Source organism: Yersinia sp. LJYL362 (assembly GCF_048323875.1).
Map to the genome: position 1 here is coordinate 16,593 of NZ_JBLWEX010000297.1, position 25,279 is coordinate 41,871.

Below are 25,279 nucleotides of genomic sequence, written 5' to 3' on the forward strand. Positions count from 1 at the left end.
AAGGCGGCCAGCGAGGGAATCCCGATGAGCTTACACCAGTAAGTGATTCGGGTAAGCGAGCGCAGCCAACGCATCTGCGGGTTGAAAGATGACGGGTATACGTTGGCAACTGTGGATAGTGGCCTTCGGCTTCTTCATGCAAACGCTGGACACCACCATCGTCAACACTGCCCTGCCCTCAATGGCGGCCAGTTTGGGCGAGAATCCGCTGCGCATGCAGTCAGTAATTGTCTCCTATGTGCTGACGGTGGCGGTGATGTTACCCGCCAGCGGCTGGTTGGCGGATAGAGTGGGCGTTAAATGGGTATTTTTCTCCGCCATTATTTTATTTACCCTCGGCTCATTACTGTGCGCGCAAGCTGAAACCCTGAATGAGCTGATTTCTTCCCGCGTCATTCAGGGAATTGGCGGTGCCATGATGGTGCCGGTTGGCCGCCTGACGGTGATGAAAATCGTCCCGCGCGAGCAATATATGTCGGCGATGGCATTCGTCACATTGCCTGGCCAGATTGGGCCATTGGTCGGGCCTGCGCTGGGCGGTTTTTTGGTCGAATATGCCAGTTGGCACTGGATATTTCTAATCAATTTACCCGTCGGAGTTGTCGGCGCATTAGCTACTTTATGGTTGATGCCCAATTACACCACCCGCACCCGACGCTTTGATATCAGCGGTTTTATTATGTTGGCAATCGGCATGGCAACTCTGACACTGGCGCTGGACGGACACAAAGGATTAGGCCTGCCGCCGCTGGCGATTGCCGGTCTGGTATTGTGTGGAATATTAGCGCTGGCCGGTTACTGGTGGCATGCCAAAGGTAACAGTTCAGCACTGTTCACACTGCGGTTGTTCAACCATAAATCTTACTCTCTTGGCCTGATAGGCAGCATGAGCGCCCGTATCGGCAGTGGCATGTTGCCATTTATGACACCGGTTTTCCTGCAAATCGGGCTGGGATTTACCCCCTTCCATGCCGGTTTGATGATGATTCCGATGATTATCGGCAGCATGGGCATGAAGCGAATTATCGTGCGCGTGGTCAACCGTTTCGGCTACCGGCGGGTGTTGGTCAGTGCCACATTGTTGCTGGCGATCGTCAGTCTCAGCTTCCCATTGGTAGCTTTGATGGGATGGACATTACTTTTGCCGATCGTGTTATTTTTCCAGGGAATGCTCAATGCCCTGCGCTTCTCCACAATGAATACATTAGCGTTGAAAGATCTCCCTGATCGCTTGGCCAGCAGTGGCAATAGTTTATTGTCGATGGTGATGCAGTTATCCATGAGTCTGGGAGTCAGTACCGCGGGGATATTGCTCGGCATATTTGCTCACAATGAAGTTGTCACAAACACACCGGCGACTCACAGTGCATTCTTATACAGCTATATCTGTATGGCCATTATTATCGCGCTACCCGCCCTGATATTTAACCGTGTGCCGCCAGATACCGGCACTAACCGTAATCTGCCTCGCGCATCCGCGAAAGCGGCCAACCGATAAAACAGGTGGAAATATCATGAGAATCGGCATTACCGGAAAACTGTTTATGGCGATATTTGCCACTTGTATGCTGGTGCTCATTACTATGCATTGGGGGGTTAGAGCCAGCTTTGAGCGCGGTTTCATCGATTATATTAAGCAAAGTAATGAACAAAGGATTGCCATGCTGGGAGATGCGCTTGAAGTACAATATCAGCGCTACGGTAACTGGGATTTTCTGCGCAACAATGACCAAATTATCTATCAGATAATGAAGTCTTTTGAGCAAAGTGGTGATAACAGCCGCAATATGCCGCCACATGGCTGGCGTGCTCAGTTTTGGGTGGTCGATAGTCATAATAATCTGCTGGCAGGCCGTACCGACCGAGTACCTAAAGAAGCCAGCCGCCAGCCGATAACGGTAAATAAGCAGGTGGTGGGCTGGGTGATGTCTACCCCGCCGGAAAAACTAACCCGTAATGCTGATATTAACTTTGACAGGCAACAGCGCCGCACCAGTTGGATTATTGTCGGGCTGTCGACCTTACTGGCTGCCGCCGCCACCTGGATTTTATCGCGCGGCATGCTAGCCCCGGTCAAACGTCTGGTAGAAGGAACTCATCGGCTGGCGGCGGGTGATTTTAGTGCTCGCGTGGCCGTCAGTAGCCGTGATGAGTTGGGGCGTTTGGCGCAAGATTTTAATCAGCTTGCCAGCTCACTGGAGAAAAATGAGCAGATGCGGCGCGACTTTATGGCCGATGTCTCGCATGAGTTACGCACTCCGTTGGCGGTACTGCGCGGTGAACTGGAGGCACTGCAAGATGGTGTCCGCGCACCCACACCAGAATCGTTAATTTCACTGCAAGCTGAAGTCGGGATACTGACCAAATTGGTTAACGACTTACACCAGCTCTCACTCTCCGACCGGGGCGCGTTGGCTTACCGTAAAACACAGCTCGATGCAGCCCGTCTGCTGCAAATTGCCATTGCCAGCTTCCGTGGCCGCTTTGAAAGCAAAAATATCACCATCACTACCCACTTTCCGGAACAAGCGGTCATGTTCGGCGATCCCGACCGGCTAAACCAATTGTTTCACAATCTGCTGGAAAATAGCCTGCGCTACACCAACGAAGGCGGCCAGTTAGACATTAGCGCACAACAAGAAGAAGAAACCTTAACGCTGCGCTGGCAGGACAGTAAACCCGGCCTGAGCGACGAGCAGCTACAACGTATCTTTGAGCGTTTTTATCGCACCGAAAGCTCACGTAATCGCGCCAGTGGTGGCTCAGGATTGGGATTGGCGATTTGTCACAATATTGTCGAGGCGCACGGGGGGAAAATCAGCGCCGAACATTCACCTATGGGTGGTCTGCGGATTACGGTAGTATTTCCCCTATTCCATTCAATAGGGTAATTCATGTCATGCACGAACCGCTTCAGTCTGCCAGCCAGTCAGGCACCGTATTGATTGTTGAAGATGAACCCAAGCTCGGCCAACTATTGGTCGATTACCTGCAAGCTGCGGGTTACAGCACTCAGTGGATTACTAATGGAGCCGAAGTGGTCGCCGCAGTTCGCCAGTCTCCTCCGGCCATTATCTTGCTGGATCTGATGTTGCCCGGCAGTGATGGCATCAGTATTTGCCGTGAAATTCGCCGTTTTTCCGATGTTCCAATCATGATGGTCACCGCGAAGACAGAAGAAATTGACCGATTATTGGGATTAGAAATTGGTGCTGACGATTATATCTGCAAACCATACAGCCCACGGGAAGTGGTGGCTCGGGTCAAAACTATCTTGCGCCGCTGCCAGCAACAGCGGGAACAGCCCAGTGAGAGTGCGCCGCTGCTTATCGATGAGTCCCGCTTCCAGGCAAGCTATCAGGGCCATCTGTTGGAACTGACCCCGGCAGAATTTCGTTTGCTGAAAATCCTGGCGACCCAACCTGGCCACGTTTTTAGTCGCGAACAACTACTGAATAACCTGTATGACGATTACCGTGTGGTGACTGACCGCACTATCGACAGCCATATCAAAAACCTGCGCCGTAAATTGGAAGCACTTGATGGAGAGAAGCCATTTATTCGCGCGGTTTATGGCATGGGGTATCGCTGGGAAGCAGAGATCTGTCGTTTACTTTAATCTCATCATCTTAGGTTGGTGGTGACTCAGTGATTGACTACACTCATTAGAGGTACCACCACCAACAGGAGAAACATTATGGCCACGGGTCACTATGAGATTAAGAAGGCAAAGAATGGGCAGTATCATTTCAATCTGAAAGCCAGTAATGGCGAGATCATTCTCACCAGTGAGATGTATGCCAGTAAAGCCTCGGCGGAAAACGGCATATCATCGGTGCAAAGTAACTCCCCACTGGAAAGCCAATATGAGCTGAAACACAACACCAAAAATGAGCCTTATTTTGTGTTGAAAGCGAAAAACCATCAGATTATTGGTGTTAGTGAGTCCTACAGTTCCGAAGCTGCCGCTAAAAATGGTATTACCTCAGTGATGAAAAATGGCCCGACTACCATTATTAAAGATCTAACGCTGTAATTTTATTGATTCGATAGCGCTATTTTACCTAAGTATCCTACTAAAAATGTACTCGCGCGGGGCTATTAACCGCGCCTTTCATTTCAGACTTTCCTGCTCATGTGTTGCTACAAATTCTTTTTCCAGCATTTTTTTTAATATCTGTTGATTACGTGGCAACACCCCTATTTTCAACCCAAAAGGCCGGAAAACTCGCCCAAGGACAGCTAACGTTTGGCTCCCTTTATCTGTCTCAATGTCAGACAAAGTTCTTCTACTAATCTTAACCAACGATGAGAACTCATCTTGAGACATATTCAGCATATCTTTTCGCAGCCGACGCAACAGCTGACCCGTTGAAACCTGATCACTGAAAAACTGCCCCAATAGTTCCAGTAATAAAGCTTCACGCTGCACAGGCAAAAGTTTAACTTTCATAGCTGAGCCCACCGCTGTAATTTTTCATCCAGATAATCAAAAGCCATTCCCGGCATATTCAGAATACGTTCAGGCACACCTCGAGCTTTAAGCCGAGACTTTAGACCTATCAATTTTTGAGCTGTTTGCTGAAATGCTATGAAAACACGATTGGGATCAGCAAGATCTGATAATTCAGCAATAATAGCCTGCCAATTAAAATTCCCTCCCTCTTCATACGGAGAACCCCATTGAGTCACTCTCACTATTCCCTCAGGATCAGCTTTCATTGGTGCAAAATCATAAATCGGTGCAAGCCAAATACCTTTATGCCGCTTAATTAAAGCGGTATTACGACCATGATTGTCAGAGTTACCAAAAGCAATATTGAGTAAATCTCGCTGAATCATCTCAATAACAAGATTTTCCACATTTACAGATTGGCCTAAATCACTAACACGATATTGAGATGTTAGTTTCTGCGCTAAAGTCCGAATAATATCAAAATGATTTAAGTGACTTCCCGGTGGGGCATCCATGACGGAATAAAGCGATTCAAGCCCGTACTGAACACGCTGATTATCAACACAATCAACATCAAAGCGAGGTAGCCATAAAGAAGGATAAATATCCCCTTCAACCAATCTCATTTTCTGCGTATTGATGGTCTCAATGCCAAGACTGGCTAACTCCTGATAAAAATGGTACTCAGAACGTAGAATATCGCAATCTATAGCACTACGTTTCCCTCGCGGAAATTTAACCAGATAGTGAGTATCTTGCTTATTGATACCATCTTGAAAGGTGTCTATCCAGATTTCATCGTTATCTGAACAACATAATAGTAACTTTGGTGCCTCCCCCCCAGCTCCTGTTGCTCCTCCTGCTGCGGCCCCCATTTGTTGAGCATATTCCAGAAATGACGAATCGCGCTCAATGACATCCTGCAATGTAAAACGGATATTCTTTAATTGGCTATCAGGGTGCAATTCGGGTAACGCCTCTTTTATACGCATATTACCAACCGGTGCAATAGTCCCTGTTTTAAGCAAAATATAATCTTGCTCACTTGCCGGCATCGATTGCAGCCCCAATTGATTAACCCAATAGCGACGACTTGCACCTGCGGGCATGATGTCATCAAGAAAGCTAAACCAATGCTTAGATGAATAGGTATAAGCCAATTCAACGGGCAGATTTAAGCTACAACTGAATTCATCATCACGATACATCCACTCAATAGCATAATTGCCGTCATAACCTAATATCGCTGATCCTTGTCTCCCGCTTTTTGGGGAAGCAAAAGTCAGTTCCGCGGCATCATGCCAAGAACCGTGATTAAAGATTTGTATCATCAATTTAGCCACAGACACCTCACGAGCAATATTTTGCTCATTTACAAGAAAATAGACTTAATATGTGCAAAATATTACTCAAAAAAAGTAAGTTAGTCAAAATATGAGCATTATTTTGCTCAGAATATAGATTTACTGGTTATATCAAGAAGCATCAAAAAACGTCCAAATTGATCCAGATCATTTAAACCTTACAAAAATTGTGCGATGGCTGATTTTCATGGTTGCCAAGGTTACAATCCTCGGCTTTTAACCACCCCCTCGGGCGTGGTTCTGACTTGAACTCAGACTGAGAGCCGTTATATGTCTTTAACAAAAGTATCGTCATCTTCATCAGCATCTTCAACCAATACCAATACGCCTTTTACACCAGAATTGTTATCCCCGGCCGGTACCCTTAAAAACATGCGTTATGCCTTTGCTTATGGCGCAGATGCCGTTTATGCCGGACAGCCGCGCTATAGCCTGCGGGTGCGTAATAATGAATTCAATCACGAAAATCTGGCATTAGGTATTCAGGAAGCCCATGCTTTGGGCAAACGCTTCTATGTGGTGGTGAATATTGCCCCGCATAACTCCAAGCTGAAAACCTTCCTACGTGATTTAAAACCGGTAATTGATATGGGGCCTGATGCCCTAATTATGTCTGACCCTGGTTTGATCATGATGGTGCGTGAAGCTTTCCCACAGATGGACATCCACCTGTCGGTACAAGCTAACGCCGTGAATTGGGCGACCGTTAAATTCTGGCAGCAAATGGGGCTGACACGCGTGATCCTTTCTCGTGAATTATCGCTGGAAGAAATCGCTGAAATCCGCGCGCAAGTACCGGATATGGAACTGGAAATTTTTGTCCACGGCGCACTGTGCATGGCTTACTCCGGCCGTTGCCTGCTCTCCGGCTACATCAACAAGCGCGACCCGAATCAAGGAACCTGCACCAATGCCTGTCGCTGGGAATATAACGTCCAGGAAGGCAAAGAAGATGACGTTGGCAATATTGTGCATATTCATCAGCCAATTGCTGTTAAGAATGTCGAGCCGACATTGGGTATCGGTGCCCCTACCGATAAAGTCTTTATGATAGAAGAAGCCCAGCGCCCTGGTGAATATATGACGGCGTCGGAAGATGAGCACGGCACTTACATTATGAACTCGAAAGACCTGCGCGCAATTCAGCATGTCGAGCGCCTCACCAAAATGGGGGTGCATTCGCTGAAAATTGAGGGCCGGACTAAGTCATTCTATTATTGTGCTCGTACCGCACAGGTGTATCGCCGTGCAATTGATGACGCAGTGGCCGGTAAGCCTTTCGATCCAACTTTGCTCACCACACTGGAAGGGCTGGCTCATCGTGGTTACACCGAGGGCTTCCTGCGCCGTCATGCCCATGAAGAACAGCAAACTTACGAATATGGTTATTCGGTTTCAGAACGTCAGCAATTTGTCGGCGAATTTACCGGTATACGTCGTGATGGACTGGCGGAAGTGATCGTCAAAAACAAATTCTCAGTCGGTGACAGTGTTGAGCTGATGACCCCCAACGGTAATATCCAGTTTATCCTTGAAAGTATGCAAGATAAAAAGGGCCAACCGGCAGATGTCGCTCCGGGTAACGGGCATATCATGTATTTGCCGATCCCAGAGGATATTAATGTGGAATATGGCTTGTTGATTCGGAATCTGAACGGGACAAATAGCCGTAATCCTCATGAAAAAGCGTAACGATAAGCAATAAAAAAATAGTGCCATCGTCAGGATGGCATTTTTAGCAAATATTAGAAATGGATCACATCAATTATAATAACACTGGGGTAGGATAGCTCGAGTACAATCAAGAACTAAAAAAGTTTTAAAGCAAGACTAGGAACCACCTCCTTGGCTAGCCCAATCTCCCTTGGGCTGGCCTTTTCTTTTTTATTCAACAACCTATTGATTATAGGTTATTTTCACCATTTTTTATTATTAATGATTCTTGTTAGGGCATTAGATAATAATAAGAATAGCCCCTTATCACAAATAGCCCATTCGAAATAAAATTTATCTTCGCCAAATAAATATTTCAGTAAAAATAAAACCTATTTTTATTATGGCAAACTATTACTGATATTCTGCGTTATTTCTTGAATAATTTGATAGATAAAATAAACAAGTATGGGTTACTGTTACTCTTATTGAAGAAATGATCTGGAGCAAGTTATGACCTCAATGCCACATACCCTTCTCATCCTGAATGGTAAAGAAGCGGGTAATCAAGATGTTCGCAATGCAGTCAGAAACTTGCGTGATGAGGGGGTGATTCTCCATGTTCGCGTGACCTGGGAACAGGGTGATGCAAAACGCTATGTCAATGAAGCAGCGGTACTGGCAGTTGAGACGATCATTGCTGGCGGGGGGGATGGCACTATCAATGAGGTAGCCAGTGCGCTAATGGCATTACCTGAGTCTAATCGCCCCAGTTTGGGTATTCTACCACTGGGCACAGCCAATGATTTTGCCACCAGTTGCAGTATTCCTCTGCAAATAGACAACGCATTACAGTTAGCAATTAAAGGACGAGCGGTTGCCATCGATTTAGCACAAGTGAATGACAAACACTATTTCATCAATATGGCGACAGGTGGCTTTGGTACTCGCATTACCACCGAGACCCCCGAGAAACTCAAAGCCGTGTTGGGGGGCGCGTCTTACTTTATTCATGGCTTAATGCGCATGGATACGATTAAAGCTGATAGTTGTGAAATTCGTGGTCCTGGCTTTGAATGGTCGGGTGATGCCTTAGTCATAGGGATTGGTAATGGTAGGCAAGCCGGTGGCGGGCAACCTCTCTGCCCCGATGCACTGATTAATGATGGTCTGCTGCAATTACGTTTGTTGATTGCTGAAGAATTGCTTCCCGCCCTGCTGACCAGTGTCTTTAGTGGTGAGAAAAACAAAAACGTGATTGAGACCACTTTGCCCTGGCTCGAAATCACCGCTCCCCATGACATCACTTTTAATCTGGATGGCGAACCGTTGTCAGGAAAAAACTTTCGTATTGAGGTTATTCCTAATGCTATCCAGTGCCGCTTACCTCCCAATTGCGAGTTGTTAGGCTAAAGACCTGAACATGGGCTATCAATGATTAGCCCATGAATATCCTAGATTTTATTGCCATTACAGCTTCATCACCTCCCCTGTATCATCCAAAAAATCGTTAAAGTAGCTGCATTTTCCACAGTAAAATCTTTCATTTCAATTCAATTTTCTTTTATTTTTAATATTCACTTTGAAAGGTTTATCTTTCAAAGTGTGATCTATATGCAATAAATAGATCTAAAAAATGATTATGGTAGTGCACATGGCGACAAACAAGATGCTGAAGTTCATTCTGATACCTCAGTGTTTTGCAACCGCTTTAGCAGGCGGAACACTAAATCTCTTTTGATAACAAAAGATTATAAAAACAGCCATAACCTCGATTACAGGAGAAAAAGAATGATTGAACTTATAACCCATGGAGCCGAGTGGTTTATCGGACTCTTCCAAAAAGGGGGAGAAGTTTTTGTTGGAATGGTCACCGGGATTTTACCTTTGTTAATTAGTTTGTTAGTCATCATGAATGCACTGATCAAGTTTGTCGGTCAGGACAGAATTGAGCGATTGGCACAACGTTGCGCGGGTAACCCCGTGTCGCGTTATCTGTTACTGCCAGTGATTGGTACCTTTGTATTCTGTAACCCAATGACATTAAGTCTTGGGCGTTTTATGCCAGAAAAATACAAGCCAAGTTATTACGCAGCCGCATCTTATAGCTGTCACTCAATGAATGGTTTGTTCCCACACATTAACCCGGGCGAGTTGTTCGTTTACCTCGGTATAGCCAGTGGCTTAACCACTCTGGGTCTGCCATTAGGCCCGCTGGCGGTTAGCTACTTCCTGGTCGGGATGGTTACCAACTTCTTCCGCGGCTGGATTACTGACCTGACGACATCCATTTTCGAACGCAAAATGGGCATCCGCCTGGATCGTAACGTACAACTTTAATATGTAATTCAAATACATACTGTGTGGAGCAGATCATGAGTGAATTTATCCGGATTGAAAAAGGCGAAGGCGGTTGGGGTGGCCCATTAGAGTTGCCAATCGTCCCCGGTAAAAAAATTGTTTATATCACCGCGGGTACCCGTCCAGCCATTATTGACCGCATTAGCGAACTGACGGGTTGGGAAGCGGTTGACGGATTCAAAGAAGGCGAACCGCCTGCTGAAGAGATCGCTGTCGCCATTATTGACTGTGGGGGCACCCTGCGTTGCGGCCTGTATCCGAAACGGCGTATACCAACCGTCAACATCCATTCCACCGGCCAATCAGGGCCGATGGCGAAATACATACTGGAAGATATCTATGTTTCCGGTGTGCGTGAAAAAAATATCCATAAAATCAGCAAAACTGATGGCGCAACTGCACAAACAGAACCCGCAGTAGAAGTTGCACCGCAAGCAGCAGCAAACACCGCCAAAGGTGGCCGTGATTACGACACAACGAAGAAAATCACTGAGCAAAGTGACGGTTTGTTGGCAAAAGTAGGCATGGGCATGGGCTCTGTGGTTGCCGTATTCTTCCAGTCAGGCCGCGACACCATTGATACTGTACTGAAAACCATCCTGCCGTTTATGGCCTTCGTCTCGGCATTAATCGGCATCATCATGGCATCTGGTTTGGGTGACTTTATTGCCCACGGTTTGACACCACTGGCCAGCAGCCCGATTGGATTAGTGCTCTTGGCGCTGATCTGCTCCTTCCCGCTGCTGTCACCGTTCTTAGGCCCAGGGGCCGTTATTGCACAAGTTATCGGTGTATTGGTTGGGGTTCAAATTGGTTTGGGGAATATCCCACCACAATTAGCCCTGCCAGCTTTATTTGCGATTAATGCTCAAGCGGCATGTGACTTCATCCCGGTAGGCCTATCACTGGCTGAAGCGAAGCAAGATACCGTGCGTGTCGGGGTGCCATCAGTGTTGGTTGGCCGCTTCCTGACAGGTGCGCCGACCGTATTGATCGCCTGGGCAGCATCCGCCTTTATTTATCAGTAAGACATTATCAATAAGACAGAAGCACTAGATTTTCTGTAATACATTCAACGGTTAAGGATGTACGTATGAATACTATTTACCAGACAACCATTATCAATATCGGAGACAGCGCCCGGGAGGCGCTGTTGGATGACATGCTCATCACCTTCCGCGAAGGGGCACCGAAAGATATTGAAGAGTTCTGTTTTATCCACCAGCACAGCGATACCGATGGGGAATTACAGGCAGGCAACATTATGGAATTGGCCGAGACGCGCTATGTCATCACCGCCGTGGGTGAAGTGGCGACGCAAAATCTGCGTGAGCTAGGCCATATCACCATCCGTTTTAACGGTGATGAGCAGCCTGAATTTCCTGGCTCCATTCATGTCATTGGCCCGACACCGACCGATGTTCCGGTCGGCAGTGCATTGAAATTTATTCGTTAATTTATTTTTGGAGGTGTGTATGACACAAGTAGCAGTAGTGATTGGTGGTGGGCAAACTCTGGGTGCATTTTTGTGCCATGGTCTGGCCGAAGCAGGTTATAAAGTGGCTGTTGCTGACTTGAATTCCGGCAACGCACAGTTAGTTGCTGATCAGATTAATGCCGAATATGGTGCAGACAGCGCACAAGGTTTCCAGGTTGATGCCACCAATGAAAACAGCGTACAAATGCTGGCAAAAGCAGTCGATCAGCGTTTCCATCAAACCAATTTACTGGTTTACAGCGCGGGTATTGCCAAGGCAGCACCTATCACTGATTTCCCTCTGGATGATTTTGACCGCTCACTGCAAGTGAACCTGGTCGGTTACTTCTTATGTGCTCGTGAGTTCTCCCGACTAATGATTCGTGATGGAATTGCTGGTCGTATCATCCAAATCAATTCCAAATCAGGTAAAGTGGGCAGCAAGCACAACTCCGGTTACAGTGCAGCTAAATTTGGTGGTGTGGGTTTGACACAATCGCTGGCACTGGATTTAGCTGATTACGGCATCACCGTCCATTCGCTGATGTTAGGAAATCTGTTGAAATCGCCGATGTTCCAGTCACTTTTACCGCAGTATGCCGCCAAATTGGGCATCAAACCGGAAGAAGTTGAAAAATATTATACCGATAAAGTGCCACTAAAACGTGGTTGCGATTATCAAGATGTACTCAATACCCTGTTGTTCTACGCCAGTGATAAAGCCGCCTATTGTACTGGCCAATCAATTAACATCACCGGCGGGCAAGTGATGTTTTAAAGTTGTTGGTATCAAGCCCAAATCACTGACTCGCACCAGTGATTTGGGTGCCAACTTGCCAAAGGCAGCTAACACTGCTGCAGTGCCAAGACAAAAAGGTAAATCATGTCTCCTACATCCGCACTAATTAGCATTGTCATCATCGCCTGGGTACTGCAAATCTTACTTGGATGGTGGCAAATCAATCGGTTTAACCGTGCTTTTGATCGGCTTTGTCAGCACGGTAAATCGGTCGGTGTTGGACGTTCTGGCGGGCGTTTTAAACCCAGAGTAGTGATGGCGCTGGCTTTTGATGAAAACATGCGTGTCAGTGACAGCATGATCATGCGAGGAATCAGTGTTTTTGCCCGCCCACGCACATTAGCGCACCTTCATGGGTTACATCAGCAGGATTTAATCCCGGATGTGATCTTCCCTACGGATACAGCATGTCAAACTGCACTATCATTAGCGATTAAACCGAAATCATGATATTTTCACAATGAAAGTTATTCTTTTTCATGTGAAAGTTATGCCTGAAAAAGAGGCAATGGAAATACTTGAGCAGGAATCGTTATGAAACCAAAGCAGCGACAAGTCGCTATCCTGGAATATCTCCAGCAGCACGGTAAAACGGCTGTTGATCAACTCGCCGCCCATTTTTCGACCACCGGCACCACAATCCGCAAAGATTTAACCAGTCTTGAAAATGAAGGCGCGGTTATTCGCACCTACGGTGGGGTGGTGTTAAATCGCGACGATGTTGAGCAACCCATCGACCGTAAAACACATATTAATACCGAGAAGAAAAAGCAAATCGCCAAAGCAGCCAGTAAACTGATTAATGACGGTGATAGTCTGGTTTTTGATGCAGGCAGTACTGTGCTGCAAATGGTGCCGCATCTGGCCAAATTCAATAATATTACGGTGATGACCAACAGCTTGCATATCGTCAATGAATTAGTCGAGCTGGATAACAATCAGACTATCTTGATGCCGGGCGGCACATACCGTAAAGGTTCAGCCTCTTTTCATGGCAGTCTGGCAGAATCGGCCTTTGATAAATTTAGTTTCGATAAACTGTTTATTGGTGCAGATGGTGTTGATCTTAATGCTGGTGTCACCACGTTTAACGAAGTTTATCATGTCAGTACTGCTATGTGTCATGCCGCCAGTCGCATCATTCTGCTGGTCGACTCTTCCAAATTTGGCCGTAAAAGCCCCAATGTGGTTTGTGCTCTGAGTGCCGTTGATATCCTGATTACCGATAAAGGTATTAGCGCTGAGTATTTGCAGGAACTACAGAAAATGGGCATTAACATCATTCTGGTTGATAAAGATGACTAATCCACTGCTTACCTATGCCCGTGAAACACTGGAAATTGAGCTAACAGAAGCCCAGCGTTTGTTATCACGTTTGGATAATAATTTTGTCCACGCGTGCGAAATATTATTGGCCTGTACCGGTAAGGCGGTGGTTTCTGGCATTGGCAAATCCGGCCATATCGGTAAAAAAATTGCTGCCTCACTGGCCAGTACCGGTACCCCATCCTTTTTCGTTCACCCCGCCGAAGCATTACACGGTGATTTGGGGATGATTGGGCCGCAAGATGTATTGATTTTTATCTCTTATTCGGGTCGCGCTAAAGAGCTGGATTTGATCCTGCCGTTGCTGGCAGACAGCCACATTCCGGTGATTGCGATCACCGGCGGTTTAGAGTCGCCACTGGCGCAGGGTGCGGCCTGTGTACTGGATATCAGTGTTGAGCATGAAGCTTGCCCGATGGGGCTGGCCCCCACCTCCAGCGCGGTAAATACCCTGATGATGGGTGATGCACTGGCGATGGCTCTCATGCGCCATCGCGGTTTCAATGCAGAAGACTTTGCGCGCTCGCACCCTGGTGGCAGTTTGGGCGCGCGCTTGCTCAACCGAGTTCACCATCTAATGAGGACCGGTGACCGCTTACCAGTGGTAAATGAATCCGACAGCGTGATGGAAGCTATGTTGGAACTGAGCCGTACCGGATTAGGGCTGGTGGCTGTATGTGGTCCTAACCAAAAAGTCGTGGGTGTTTTCACTGATGGTGATTTGCGCCGCTGGTTGGTCAAAGGAGGCACGCTACAGCAGCAGCTCGGAGGCGCGATTACCCGCCCAGGTTTCCGATTGCCAGAACAATGGCGTGCCGGTGAAGCATTAGAAGCACTGCATCAGCATCATATCAGTGCGGCACCGGTAGTTGACCTGGATGGCAAATTGGTTGGTGCTATCAACTTGCACGATCTACATCAGGCTGGCGTTGGCTGATATCCCCGTCATCTTTCAAGTTGCAGGTGTGTTGGCTGCTCTCATTTGCCGCCTTCCTGCAACTTGAAAACAATCAACCATCAGTGCCAGTTAGGGTCTTGCTCTAACTGCTTTTTCAACATAGTTTGAATACTCTCGCTCGGGCGTCCCAACCATTGATAAGTGGCGAACTGACTCGGGGCATCTAGCGCCTCTGGCTTGTCGTCAACCGAAACACGCATCCCCCATGCCTGCCAGACTTGTTTTTCATCCCGGCTAAAGGCAACCCACATAAAATTATTACTACAATCATGGGGTTTACAAATCCGCCCCACTTTATACTGCTGCCCTTCCCAATTTATCACCTCATACGGCGCAGATGTCCCGACCCCCTTACGCGCCCATGCAGGTAAGTTTTTTTGGCTTTTCACCATTTTTTGCCAGCTATTTTTATACACTGGCTGTTGCAGTAAATCTGCTGTGGTAGGCAGGGGTTTAGCTGGTGTGGGCTGAACAGGCGCTGAACTTGCAGGTGTTGAACTTGCAGACACTAAAGCAACATTTGTCGCAGGTTGCGCGAAAGCCCAGGAACTGGCACTGAGTATCGTCGCAGTAACAAGACAATGGAGGGTTTTATGGCCTTTCATTATCGAAAATCCTTATTATCTGATGAATATATACTCTAAATAGCTTGAAGTATGACGGGTATACTCGCCGAATATTGAACTAGCCTCTATACAACAAATTTGCAGACGTGCATGAGTTTGCCTGTCTATGACCCCCAACTGTAGAAAAAGTTGATCCATAGCACGAATTTTCATCTTAATTCTCGTTATAGCGCAATCTGTATGACAGCTTGAGGTAAGCTATAAACCAGATGATGAGTTAATCGTTACCCCGAAAAAGGCCATGTCATGTTGACCCTTGAATTACCCGAAGCCCCCGAAAAACTGTATTACTCCGCCGGGGATGCCCATCCGCTAGACAAGCTCGAGAGCGATAAAATCGTTCAAATGGTCATCGATCTGGATGTTGCCAATTCTGATAGTGAGCATTACGTCACCGGTTGGATGGGGCTAAATAGCGTGGTGGTGATACGTAATTATCAAAACAAGCGCGGTACCGCCAACGGTTTTGTATTGAACAAAGGGGATCGCTATCGGCTGAGTATTCAGTCAATTGAGTTTCGCATCCCTAAGATGGTGTTATGGATGAGTTTTCGTCGCAAGCCGCGCACCATGGAACTGATAACTTACGAAACTTTGGGCGATCAACCCAGTGGCATGCAGCAATATCGTAATATCCTCGAAGAGGAATTACGTCAGCAACTTGATGACGATTGGCGCGAGCTGAATGATTATCTGGGCGCGGCCTGCTGGCAAATCGAAAATGATGTGCCGTTGTGGCAGCAAGCACATCGAGAAATAACCTTGGGTGCCATTAACCAACTCGCTGCGGCCCCTATTTTTCGCACCAAACATTTGCAAGCTGATGGCAATTATACCGGTTTCTGGGCAGGCGATTACTTTTTTGCCGTCAGGCAACCTACGGTCGATAACCCCTTACCCGCGATACAAATTTCCTGGCGAGAAAATGAAAAAGAGATTGGCAGCTATCTGTTCGATCTCATAAAAGATGAGGCCGGCGAGCCAAAGTTGCTGCTGTGCATTCGCCCACGTAAAGGGACTGAAAGTTACCTACTTAATCGTTTTGACGCCCATCATTTGCAGCGGGCCATCGCGATGTTTGCCATGACACAGCGCTATTTACTGGCATAAAAAACAAATTCTAGTGTGTGAGCACAGTTAACACCCCTGCGGCTTCAAGGGCGAAGGGCATTACCACCAGCGGTGGAAATGATGGACCGGCCCGATCCCCTGCCCCACTTCAAGGGTATCGGCTTGTTCCAGCGCCCCTTGCAGATAGTCTTTAGCTGCACTGACGGTATCTGGCCAATTGGCATATCGTGGCCGTAATGCCGCCAGTGCTGCCGACAAGGTGCAACCTGTGCCGTGGGTATGTCGGGTATTAACCCGGCGCGTCACAAAGCGCTGTTCCCCCTGAGCGGTAAACAACCAATCCGGGCTTTCTTCGCCGCTCAAATGCCCGCCTTTCATCAATACTCCCTGGCAGCCTAAGGCCAACAGTGCTCGCCCCTGCTGACGCATTTCTTGCTCATTATGGGCGGGCTGGCAATCCAGCAGTGCCGCGGCTTCCGGCAAATTAGGTGTAATCAAATCAACCTGCGGGAGCAGTAAACGACGCACTGCATCTACTGCCTGCGGTGCCAGCAATGGATCACCACTTTTGGCGACCATCACGGTATCTAATACCACAAATGGGATGGGATAACGGCGCAATTGCGTGGCGACAATATCGACAATTTCCGCATTTGCCAACATGCCGATTTTGGCGCTATCGATACGCACATCACTGAGGACAGAATCTAATTGGGTGGCAACAAAAGCCGGTTCGATAGGATAGACCGACTGCACACCACGGGTATTTTGCGCCACTAAAGCAGTGATAACACTGGTGCCGTAGGCCTGTAATGCAGAAAAGGCTTTCAGATCAGCCTGGATACCGGCACCGCCGCTAGGGTCAGTTCCGGCAATAGTTAACGCATTGATACGCTTCATTAATACACTTCCCTACGCTGGCATAATCCAGATCAGGTAATACGGGTAATATCTCAGCCATACCACGATTTGTGGCAGGCACCCCGAGTCAGAATTGTTATTATCACGGGCAGGTGATAGAAGATCAATAATGTATTAACCAAACCTATGGTCAACCCCGCAGTCTTGGAGATATAACCGAAGCATGAGCATCCAGATTCGTCAGTATCAAGAGAGTGACCGACCATTTCTGCGCACGTTGTATTTGGCATCACGTCAGGCCGCGTTTAGCTGGCTGGATGAGGAACGTTTTCGTCTGGAGGATTTTGACCGCTCCACTCTGGGGGAAACCATTTTGGTGGCGATTGATGGCGATGACCACCTTGGTTTTGCCTCCATATATACGGAGGAGAATTTCCTGCATAACCTGTTTGTTGATCCTAAAGCACAGCATCTTGGGGTGGGTAAGGCCTTATTACTGGCAGCACAACAGCTATTTACTTCTCATGGCTCATTAAAGTGCCTGGCAAAAAACCAGCAAGCTCTGGCGTTTTATCGCAAACAAAACTGGGTAGCAATTGCCTCCGGTAAGAGTAAAGATGGCGACTATATATTAATGCATTGGCATAATGAAAAGATTAAATAAGGATAATATTGATATTTGTAGAATACAAATAAAATCAGGTAATTTACTGATTATATTTTTATTGTATATATTTAAAATAAACCCATATACAACCACTCTTACCCCTGCCAATATTAAATAGGTTATATTTATGAAAGTAACGAATGAAAATATTATAGCACCATCATCAACAATCCTTTACACTCGACCCACAGAGGATATTTTAGCCAGCCATTCAATTGAAGAATTAAAATATAAATATGACCATGCCAACAACAAAGAAAAAAGCATGTTAGAAAAAGAAATATTAAAATATATAATTCTCACTTTTGATTCTAAATCGTACAACTCTGACAGTGAGTATTTTTTACTTAGCGAAGAGAAATCCCTTGAATTCGCGTCAAATTTAGTCCTTGACTTCTCTAAAAATTTTAAACTTGATGATATACAAAAAGTAATAAGTGATAGTGGAAAGTTAGATTTTACAGCCTATCATAATAAAATTTCAAAACACGAAACTGATGGGGATAATACTCATGTGTATAAAGCTAGCCAGCACGAGTACTGGAATAACCATCCATATAAAAAAATCATTTCATGGAGAAAAAATTGGATATTTTAATGACGTTTATGAATAAATATTTCCCTGAAGGGTAACTATATATTAAGGGAGCCGAAGCTCCCTTATCTTTATTTATTAATTACTCTTCACGTAATGCTTTAACATCCTCAGCTTTGATATTCAAAGTGGGTTGGCCAAACTGCTGCAACAGATAATTACTCAAACTAACCACCTGTTCATCCGTTAATGTATTGGCAAAACCGGGCATAAAGACCTCGCCATCATTAGTTTTGCGCGCCACACCGTGAAGAATCACATTGATCAGGTTATTTTGCGTGGCTGCTCCGACCACCGAGTTCTTCATCAATGATGGATAATAACCGTCTTTCACCCCCTCACCGGTAAAACTGTGGCAACTGGCGCAATTCCCCAGATACAAACGCGCACCATCGGTGTTGTTATCTGCGGTGAAAGGCATGCCGCGTAAGGAATTAACACTGGTTGCCGACTGCCCCCAATCCGAGCGACTCTTGGTCTCATCATCGGGATTCAATGGTTTCAGCGTGCGCAAATATACCGCCATCGCATTCAGATCACTGTCAGTTAGGTGGCGCGTACTGTTTTCAATGACTTCCGCCATCGGCCCGGCAGCTTGCGCTTTACCATCAACATGGCCGCTACGCAGATATTGCACCACCTGCTCCTGGCTCCAGCCACCTATTCCAGCATGTGGGTCTGAGGTAATATTGAATGCTGTCCAGCCATCAATATCGGCACCAGAATAGGCTTTGCTGTCTTTCATCCCCATAGTGATATTACGCGGGGTATGACATTCACCGCAGTGCCCGAGCGCTTCAACAAAATAAGCCCCCTGATTCCATTGTGCATCCTTACTGGTATCGGGCTGGAAGCGCTGCCCCTCAAAATTCACCAGATTCCAGAACCACAACCCCCAGCGCTGATTGAATGGGAACGGCATGTCATTCTCACGATTCGGCTGATGCACCGCTGGCAAGCTGAACAAATAAGCTTTAATCGCTTTAACATCATCATCCGTCAGCAAGGTATACGAGGTGTAAGGGAATGCAGGGTAGAGATTTTCGCCGTTTTTACCTTTACCTTCATGTAATGCGCGCAAAAACTCCTCATCCGTCCAACTGCCAATTCCGGTTTCTTTATCGGGGGTGATATTCGGCGAATATAAGGTGCCCATCGGGGTTTTAAAGGCTAATCCACCGGCAAAGGGTTTACCCTCTTTGGTAGTATGGCAAGCCACGCAGTCCGCGGCTTTAGTCAGATATTCACCACGCGCAATTAAATTAGCATCTGCACTGGCATATCCGGCCACAGCTAATCCGAATGCGATAAACAGGAATTTCATTGAGCGACCCAAGGTTTGCTTTTTCATATTACACCTCGGCCTTGAGTGTTTCAGCGATACGCAGAGAGAGCGCGGCAATCGTCAAAGTACAGTTAACCGAACCGACAGTTGGCATCACGCTGCTGCTGGCAATAAACAAATTTTTGTGGTCATGGGTGCGGCAATCACTGTCCACCACTGAATCTTTCGGGTCATTACCCATAATAGTGGTGCCCGTAATATGGTTATTATTGGCGAAGTTATTGTGGAACTGCACTTCTGTGCCGCCCATCAATCTGGCTGCCTCGGCATAGACTTCCTGAGTGTGCACCGCACTTTTGCGCACATAATCATCCATCGCATAGTAAAACTCTGGCTTCGGAATTCCGATGGCATCTTTCTCGGTCGGGCTGGGAATAATGCGATTTTCTACATGCGGTAGGATTTCGTGGAAACTATCGAACTGCACAAAGCGCGCTGCCCGATCGCGGATTTTCGCATCCAACTGAGGCCCAAGCTGCAATTCCCCCTGCTTGAGTAACTCAATTGTGACCTGATCAGTGCGGGACAAGTTGGATAAATGAATCTTTTTCGCCGCATATTCGGATCGAAATGCACCATCTCGAAAACCAATCAAAGAGGTCATTTCCTGCGGGCCGCGCCCCGGCCATAGCGGTTCATTAGCCATAAAGGTCACGCCTGTGCCTGGGTGATCCATCAGATTGCGCCCAACCATATCGGAGCTATTCCCAACCCCAAGCGGATTTTTATCACTGGTGGACATCAGCATCAGTTTTGGCGTTTCAATACCATTGGCCGCCAGCACAAAATACTTACCCTCAGCGCGATGCTCATTACCCTGCGCATCCTTAAATAAGGCAGCGATGATCTGCTGCTGGTCATTGACTTCCAGTTTATAAACCACGGCTTGTGGGCGGATAATAGCACCTGCAAGCTCGGCTTTTTCAACATGGGTAATGGCGTTATACATCGCCCCTATCGGGCAAATTGGCATGCAGTTATTGTTGCCACAACAGGTGGGACGGCCATCATAAGGGCGACTGTTGCGCGCCACCGGCTCGGTCACAACATCAAATTTGCTACCATTAAAAGTGTGACTGTTTAGCACGGTTTTAATGCGTTGTTCATTCCACGACAGTGGCAGCGGTGCCATTGGATAAGGTGCGCTGCGCGGTGAGCCAAGATCTTCATCACTCGGCCCCCAAACCCCTAACTCCTGCTCTGCGCGTAAATACCATTTTTCCAACGCCGCGTAATCAATTGGCCAATCGCGCCCAACGCCATAGATTGTTTTTAGCTTGAAATCATTCGGCAGGAAACGCCAGGCTGATGCTGCCCAGTGCCAGGTGGTACCCCCTACCGCACGAATATATTGGACATCGTATGGGTGTTCGCCCTTTTGAATCAGATAGTTATTATTAGGGTTAGATTCTGGATGAGGGGCATAAGAAGTTGAGGGGTAAGGTGCCATATTGTCTGATTTGTCGGGCTGATTGCGGAAGTTTTCCACAATCTCCCAGCGCGAAAGGCGTGGGCCAGCTTCTAGTACCAATACTGATTTGCCAGCCATCGCCAGTTGATGCGCAACCAAGCCGCCAGCAACGCCCGAACCAATAACGACGATATCCGCCTTGAGTGTGTCAGCCATAAATGTATTCTCCAAAATTATAAGGCGACATCAGGCTTTGCAGCCCAGTATCCGGGTTTATTCGGGCAATAAGAGCGAATAACCAACACATCGGATACCGCATCGAACATCAACGCATTTTCATAACTGATAACTGCCGCATCAGTTCCTTCACCAATGACACCCACATACCAACCTTGCAAGATCTGCCGGGCAATCTGCTGCTGTAATGGCAGCCATTGATGAGGCTCACCAGCGGGCAGAGGTTGTAATAAGGCGAGTTTTTGGTCAAAACCACCGATTTTACCAAGCAATACTTGATAGATTCGCTGACCAACCTGCGCATTAAGCTGGCGTTTACCCGTCAGTGCGCGGGAAACCAACATGAATCTTTCAAAGTTCTGCGGCGAAGTTTGAGTTGATGCTGCGAAAGCATCCAAAGAGAGGGGGTTCATCAGGCTGCTGACCAGCCCGACACCGACATAACCTAGCAGGCGACGACGCGAAATACCGCGCAGCTGAGGTATCGCAGAGCGAGTTACCGACATGTTTTTTCTCCACAAAAGAGCACGCGCACAGTATTCATCTGTTGAATAAATGGACATGCTATCGGCATGGCGTTAACAGATGCGGGTTACTGCGAGCTAAACTGCCGTATGAAACACCCTGCGGCAGTGGCAATCTTGACTAGTAATGAATGGACTTCCCGCCTGATGGCGATGTGAGTTATAAGATAAATATGTTAAACATTTAGTTTAGTTGTAAAGATTCGTCAAGATTATACATCCCTCAATGAGAGGGTAAAGTTAAATGTGATGCACGTCACATTTTGTAACTATGGTGGCTAGTTATTCCCCCATTCGATTAATACATCGACTCGATTTAGGACATAAGCGGCCTGATGCCAAATTTTGGTGTATTCATCGGAGCCATAAATCTGCAAAAACTCGATCAATAGTGTTTTTGTTTGCTCCAATGCTGGTTTATCGGCTGGCTGATTCCTCTTCTGTTCAAAAAGCATCTCCAGCGCTTCAACCTTTTGCAGGAAAGCCGCCAATTCACCAGTCCATTCATTTATATGCAATCTATGCGCTATTTGTGATAACAACCAAGGGATATAGTCACGGCTGAGGTCAGTATTTAGTACCTGATAATCAGTTGAAGACCAACGGGTGTTTGTCCCTCCACACGGGGTATTATTTTTATCTTGAGCGGCACTTAACTCGCAAATGCCTTTTTCCATCTCAAGAATATGGGCTAAAGCCAGGCTATTAATGGATATTGCATCCTGTGGTTTTCGATCACTAAAATTAATCGCCTGGCCAATATGCTCACCCACTTTCGGACCAATAACGCCGCCTCTGAAATTTATCTTCTGTGGGTTTTCATTAATATAAAAGTGTAGTACTTTATTTTCATGTCCATTAACTAAAAAATTATATTGATCATCTGTTATAAAATTCCACCTATGTGTATATTTATTATAAGCAATACCATTATCACAGCGATATTCAATTGCGTTATCACTATAGCTACTACGGTTATAAGTGAAATTGAGTGGTAAGTCATGCCCCTGCGCTACTGGGTTATTAATTAATGAAAGGCATGATGCTTCTTTTAATTTCTGTTCATCACTGTATTTATTATAAGAAATTAAAGATTTGGTCTCTGCATTGTAGTAAATATGCATACCTATTTTATCTCCGCCAAAATAGATATTAATATCATCGGCTTTATCTAAATGATTAACTATAACATCTCTATGGCCGGAATCATTTAATGCTTCAAACGTCTCTTTATATTGAAGGAAAGGTCTTACCGCAGATGACTTCATATTATCAATGTAGGGTTCATCAAACCATATTGTATTTTCGTTAATTTCAACCTCAGAATGATAACTTTGATTTCCTCGGCCAAACAGATGATTCATCACATTGGGTCGTGAATGTAAACTCACATAAAAACCCTGCTCATCTAATGACAGAGCCGTGCCCGTGCCTTTATTAACCAGCACTGTCTGATCTTTTATTTTTTGAGGGAACCAAACCTGCCCTTTATTTCCTATATCGCAATAGCTAAATGTCACATCAGCAGCTAAATTGCCCTTCCTACGATCGGCCGGAAACAAACAATAGAGGTTACGATCAAACCCTTGCCCAGAAAAAGCGGTCATGATCTGCCCTGCGTGGCTATAAAAGACAGAGGAACTTTGACTGTCGATATCTATAGGTTGATCCTTTCTACTTAAAAGAATACTGTGCCCGCGGCTCAAATAATAATTGTAGTTGAGATACCTTTCTGGAAACAGATGAGAATGATAGTTAAAAATAATTCGATTATTACTGGAGTACAATTTTTTAGGTAAAACACGATAAGAACTTATATCAGATATCAAGCCGTACTTTTCCAATTCAGCAGAATTGGTGCTTTTATAAAGCGATGCCGATTTCCCCGTAAATGAAAAATCACTAAAGACATCAACCTGGAGATTTAATGGTATTTTAATAGAGGCTATATTATTGTTCCACTGACTAAATAACCATTCATCTTCAGTATAATATGGCACACAAAACTTCTTTGCTCCTCCTTTTTCTATATAACCATCATTAGAGTAAAAACAGACATTATCCTCATCAAAATGATTAGACATTGAACTGTATGAAATAAAAATTAATGCATAAAATACCTTATTAATCTGATTATTGATATTCATGCTTCACCTTTTAAAATAAGCAAGCAGAAACATGCTATTTTTTTGCATGACCCGATGTGCAATAATTAACTTTTTTATACTCACACACACATAAACAACTTAAAAGAACAATCTGTGAAAAATTAATTCATTTTTTATTTACATTAAAAGATAAAAACATAATTACTGTTTTTCTTATGACCAACATAAAAAAGCCTCCGAAATATCGGAGGCTTCATTTAGATTAGAAACAATACCTTATTAGAGAGGCTTATTCCCACTCAATTGTGGCAGGTGGTTTACCGCTGATATCGTAAACTACGCGGGAAATACCATTGACTTCATTAATGATGCGGTTTGAAACACGCCCCAGGAAGTCATATGGCAAATGCGCCCAATGTGCTGTCATGAAATCAATAGTTTCAACCGCACGCAGAGAGACAACCCAGTCATATTTACGACCATCGCCCATCACTCCGACAGAACGAACTGGCAGGAACACGGTAAAGGCCTGACTGACTTTATTGTACAAATCTGCTTTATGCAGCTCTTCGATAAAGATAGCATCCGCGCGGCGCAGTAAATCACAATATTCCTTTTTCACTTCGCCGAGAACGCGCACACCCAAACCTGGGCCTGGGAATGGGTGACGATATAGCATGTCGTATGGCAGGCCCAGTTCGAGGCCGATTTTACGCACTTCATCTTTAAACAGCTCTTTCAGCGGTTCAACTAAACCCAGTTTCATCTCTTTAGGCAAGCCGCCCACATTGTGATGCGATTTAATCACATGCGCTTTGCCGGTGGCAGATGCAGCGGATTCAATCACGTCTGGGTAGATAGTGCCCTGTGCCAGCCATTTAACTTGTTCTTGCTTACAGGCTTCTTCGTCGAATAACTCAACAAACACGCGACCAATGATTTTACGTTTGGCTTCTGGTTCATCAACACCAGCCAGTGCCGTCAGGAAACGATCTTCTGCTGCCACATGAACAATGTTCAGGCCGAATTTATCGCCGAACATTTCCAACACCTGATCCGCTTCATTCAAACGCAGCAGGCCGTTATCAACAAACACACAAGTCAGACGTTTACCAATGGCACGGTGCAGCAGCATTGCGGTCACGGATGAGTCAACACCACCGGACAGACCAAGAATGACGTGGTCTTCACCGATTTGCTCACGCAAACGCACAATAGCATCTTCAATAATGGTGGCCGGAGTCCACAGTGCTTCACAAGCACAGATATCCAGAACAAAGCGCTCCAGCAGGCGTTGACCTTGCTTGGTGTGCGTCACTTCAGGGTGGAACTGCACGCCATAAAAACGTTTTTCTTCGTTAGCCATAATGGCAAACGGGCAGGTATCAGTGCTGGCTACGGTGACAAAGTCAGACGGGATTGCGGTAACTTTGTCGCCAT

At 46.2% G+C, this 25,279-nt stretch carries 25 protein-coding genes and 1 riboswitch; of the genes, 16 read left to right on the forward strand and 9 right to left on the reverse strand.

Going from position 1 to position 25,279, the window contains the following annotated elements:
- Positions 1-88 precede the first annotated feature (88 nt).
- The 4 genes from ACNSO8_RS21230 to ACNSO8_RS21245 all read left to right on the forward strand — a co-directional run bounded on the left by ACNSO8_RS21230 (position 89) and on the right by ACNSO8_RS21245 (position 4,036).
- Positions 89-1,498 (forward strand): MFS transporter, encoded by a 1,410-nt coding sequence (locus tag ACNSO8_RS21230; protein ID WP_057630547.1) that lies wholly within the window; start codon positions 89-91, stop codon positions 1,496-1,498.
- A gap of 16 nt (positions 1,499-1,514) precedes the next feature.
- Complete coding sequence (gene baeS, locus ACNSO8_RS21235) at positions 1,515-2,891, forward strand: two-component system sensor histidine kinase BaeS (protein WP_057630545.1); 1,377 nt, start codon at positions 1,515-1,517, stop codon at positions 2,889-2,891.
- Between the two features lie 8 nt (positions 2,892-2,899).
- On the forward strand, positions 2,900-3,619 hold the full coding sequence (gene baeR / locus ACNSO8_RS21240; protein WP_019083694.1) for a two-component system response regulator BaeR: 720 nt from the start codon (positions 2,900-2,902) through the stop codon (positions 3,617-3,619).
- 78 nt (positions 3,620-3,697) lie between these two features.
- Positions 3,698-4,036: a YegP family protein gene (locus tag ACNSO8_RS21245; protein WP_046050445.1), complete on the forward strand. Its 339-nt coding sequence runs from the start codon at positions 3,698-3,700 to the stop codon at positions 4,034-4,036.
- Positions 4,037-4,114: 78 nt separating this feature from the next.
- Here ACNSO8_RS21245 and ACNSO8_RS21250 read toward each other — a convergent pair whose 3' ends face one another.
- On the reverse strand, positions 4,115-4,453 hold the full coding sequence (locus ACNSO8_RS21250) for a helix-turn-helix transcriptional regulator (RefSeq protein WP_019081796.1): 339 nt from the start codon (positions 4,451-4,453) through the stop codon (positions 4,115-4,117).
- The gene (locus ACNSO8_RS21255) at positions 4,450-5,799 is read right to left on the reverse strand and encodes a type II toxin-antitoxin system HipA family toxin (RefSeq protein ID WP_230079552.1); all 1,350 of its coding nucleotides are present in this window, start codon (positions 5,797-5,799) and stop codon (positions 4,450-4,452) included. The genes ACNSO8_RS21250 and ACNSO8_RS21255 overlap by 4 nt, the downstream gene beginning before the upstream one ends.
- A 291-nt stretch (positions 5,800-6,090) precedes the next feature.
- On the opposite strand from ACNSO8_RS21255, the gene yegQ reads away from it, so the two are divergent.
- From yegQ to gutQ, 9 genes are all read left to right on the forward strand, one after another.
- Positions 6,091-7,512 carry a tRNA 5-hydroxyuridine modification protein YegQ gene (yegQ, locus tag ACNSO8_RS21260; protein WP_019081798.1) on the forward strand — a complete coding sequence of 474 codons (1,422 nt, stop codon included), beginning with the start codon at positions 6,091-6,093 and terminating at the stop codon, positions 7,510-7,512.
- 483 nt (positions 7,513-7,995) lie between these two features.
- Entirely contained in the window at positions 7,996-8,886 is an 891-nt protein-coding gene (gene yegS, locus ACNSO8_RS21265) for a lipid kinase YegS (RefSeq protein WP_268216034.1), read from the forward strand.
- A 378-nt stretch (positions 8,887-9,264) separates the two neighbouring features.
- On the forward strand, positions 9,265-9,813 hold the full coding sequence (locus ACNSO8_RS21270; protein ID WP_004391259.1) for a PTS glucitol/sorbitol transporter subunit IIC: 549 nt from the start codon (positions 9,265-9,267) through the stop codon (positions 9,811-9,813).
- A gap of 35 nt (positions 9,814-9,848) precedes the next feature.
- On the forward strand, positions 9,849-10,862 hold the full coding sequence (locus ACNSO8_RS21275; RefSeq protein WP_019081800.1) for a PTS glucitol/sorbitol transporter subunit IIB: 1,014 nt from the start codon (positions 9,849-9,851) through the stop codon (positions 10,860-10,862).
- Between the two features lie 65 nt (positions 10,863-10,927).
- On the forward strand, positions 10,928-11,290 hold the full coding sequence (gene srlB / locus ACNSO8_RS21280) for a PTS glucitol/sorbitol transporter subunit IIA (RefSeq protein ID WP_019081801.1): 363 nt from the start codon (positions 10,928-10,930) through the stop codon (positions 11,288-11,290).
- A 19-nt stretch (positions 11,291-11,309) separates the two neighbouring features.
- A complete protein-coding gene (srlD, locus tag ACNSO8_RS21285) occupies positions 11,310-12,089 on the forward strand; it encodes a sorbitol-6-phosphate dehydrogenase (protein ID WP_019081802.1) in 780 nt (259 codons plus the stop codon).
- Positions 12,090-12,194: 105 nt separating this feature from the next.
- Positions 12,195-12,560, forward strand: coding sequence for a transcriptional regulator GutM (gene gutM / locus ACNSO8_RS21290; RefSeq protein ID WP_005172508.1), 366 nt, complete (start codon positions 12,195-12,197; stop codon positions 12,558-12,560).
- Between the two features lie 84 nt (positions 12,561-12,644).
- On the forward strand, positions 12,645-13,415 hold the full coding sequence (srlR, locus tag ACNSO8_RS21295) for a glucitol operon DNA-binding transcriptional repressor SrlR (protein ID WP_005162210.1): 771 nt from the start codon (positions 12,645-12,647) through the stop codon (positions 13,413-13,415).
- The gene (gutQ, locus tag ACNSO8_RS21300) at positions 13,408-14,373 is read left to right on the forward strand and encodes an arabinose-5-phosphate isomerase GutQ (protein WP_050157517.1); all 966 of its coding nucleotides are present in this window, start codon (positions 13,408-13,410) and stop codon (positions 14,371-14,373) included. The genes srlR and gutQ overlap by 8 nt, the downstream gene beginning before the upstream one ends.
- 80 nt (positions 14,374-14,453) lie before the next feature.
- Here gutQ and ACNSO8_RS21305 read toward each other — a convergent pair whose 3' ends face one another.
- Positions 14,454-14,999, reverse strand: a complete 546-nt coding sequence (locus ACNSO8_RS21305; RefSeq protein WP_057630543.1) for an inhibitor of vertebrate lysozyme family protein — start codon at positions 14,997-14,999, stop codon at positions 14,454-14,456.
- A gap of 267 nt (positions 15,000-15,266) precedes the next feature.
- Between ACNSO8_RS21305 and ACNSO8_RS21310 the strand changes: the two genes are divergently transcribed.
- On the forward strand, positions 15,267-16,130 hold the full coding sequence (locus tag ACNSO8_RS21310) for a hypothetical protein (RefSeq protein ID WP_418395804.1): 864 nt from the start codon (positions 15,267-15,269) through the stop codon (positions 16,128-16,130).
- 60 nt (positions 16,131-16,190) lie between these two features.
- Here the strand turns inward: ACNSO8_RS21310 and thiD are convergent, their stop codons facing one another.
- Positions 16,191-16,991: a bifunctional hydroxymethylpyrimidine kinase/phosphomethylpyrimidine kinase gene (gene thiD / locus ACNSO8_RS21315; protein WP_418395805.1), complete on the reverse strand. Its 801-nt coding sequence runs from the start codon at positions 16,989-16,991 to the stop codon at positions 16,191-16,193.
- A riboswitch (TPP riboswitch) is annotated at positions 16,984-17,087 on the reverse strand. (Overlaps the previous gene by 8 nt.)
- A gap of 88 nt (positions 17,088-17,175) precedes the next feature.
- Here thiD and ACNSO8_RS21320 point away from each other — a divergent pair.
- A complete protein-coding gene (locus tag ACNSO8_RS21320; protein WP_418395806.1) occupies positions 17,176-17,616 on the forward strand; it encodes an N-acetyltransferase family protein in 441 nt (146 codons plus the stop codon).
- A gap of 130 nt (positions 17,617-17,746) precedes the next feature.
- Positions 17,747-18,217 (forward strand): hypothetical protein, encoded by a 471-nt coding sequence (locus tag ACNSO8_RS21325; RefSeq protein ID WP_019083702.1) that lies wholly within the window; start codon positions 17,747-17,749, stop codon positions 18,215-18,217.
- Between the two features lie 79 nt (positions 18,218-18,296).
- On the opposite strand, the gene ACNSO8_RS21330 is transcribed toward ACNSO8_RS21325, so the two are convergent.
- The 5 genes from ACNSO8_RS21330 to guaA all read right to left on the reverse strand — a co-directional run.
- Positions 18,297-19,565 (reverse strand): cytochrome c, encoded by a 1,269-nt coding sequence (locus ACNSO8_RS21330; RefSeq protein ID WP_050159870.1) that lies wholly within the window; start codon positions 19,563-19,565, stop codon positions 18,297-18,299.
- 1 nt (position 19,566) lies between these two features.
- Positions 19,567-21,186: a GMC family oxidoreductase gene (locus ACNSO8_RS21335; protein ID WP_019081810.1), complete on the reverse strand. Its 1,620-nt coding sequence runs from the start codon at positions 21,184-21,186 to the stop codon at positions 19,567-19,569.
- Between the two features lie 17 nt (positions 21,187-21,203).
- Positions 21,204-21,713 (reverse strand): sugar dehydrogenase complex small subunit, encoded by a 510-nt coding sequence (locus tag ACNSO8_RS21340; protein WP_046050436.1) that lies wholly within the window; start codon positions 21,711-21,713, stop codon positions 21,204-21,206.
- A gap of 296 nt (positions 21,714-22,009) precedes the next feature.
- Positions 22,010-23,878, reverse strand: a complete 1,869-nt coding sequence (locus ACNSO8_RS21345) for a hypothetical protein (protein WP_408576865.1) — start codon at positions 23,876-23,878, stop codon at positions 22,010-22,012.
- A 250-nt stretch (positions 23,879-24,128) separates the two neighbouring features.
- Positions 24,129-25,279 (reverse strand): glutamine-hydrolyzing GMP synthase (gene guaA, locus ACNSO8_RS21350; protein ID WP_418395807.1); only part of this gene is annotated, 1,151 nt, incomplete at its 5' end.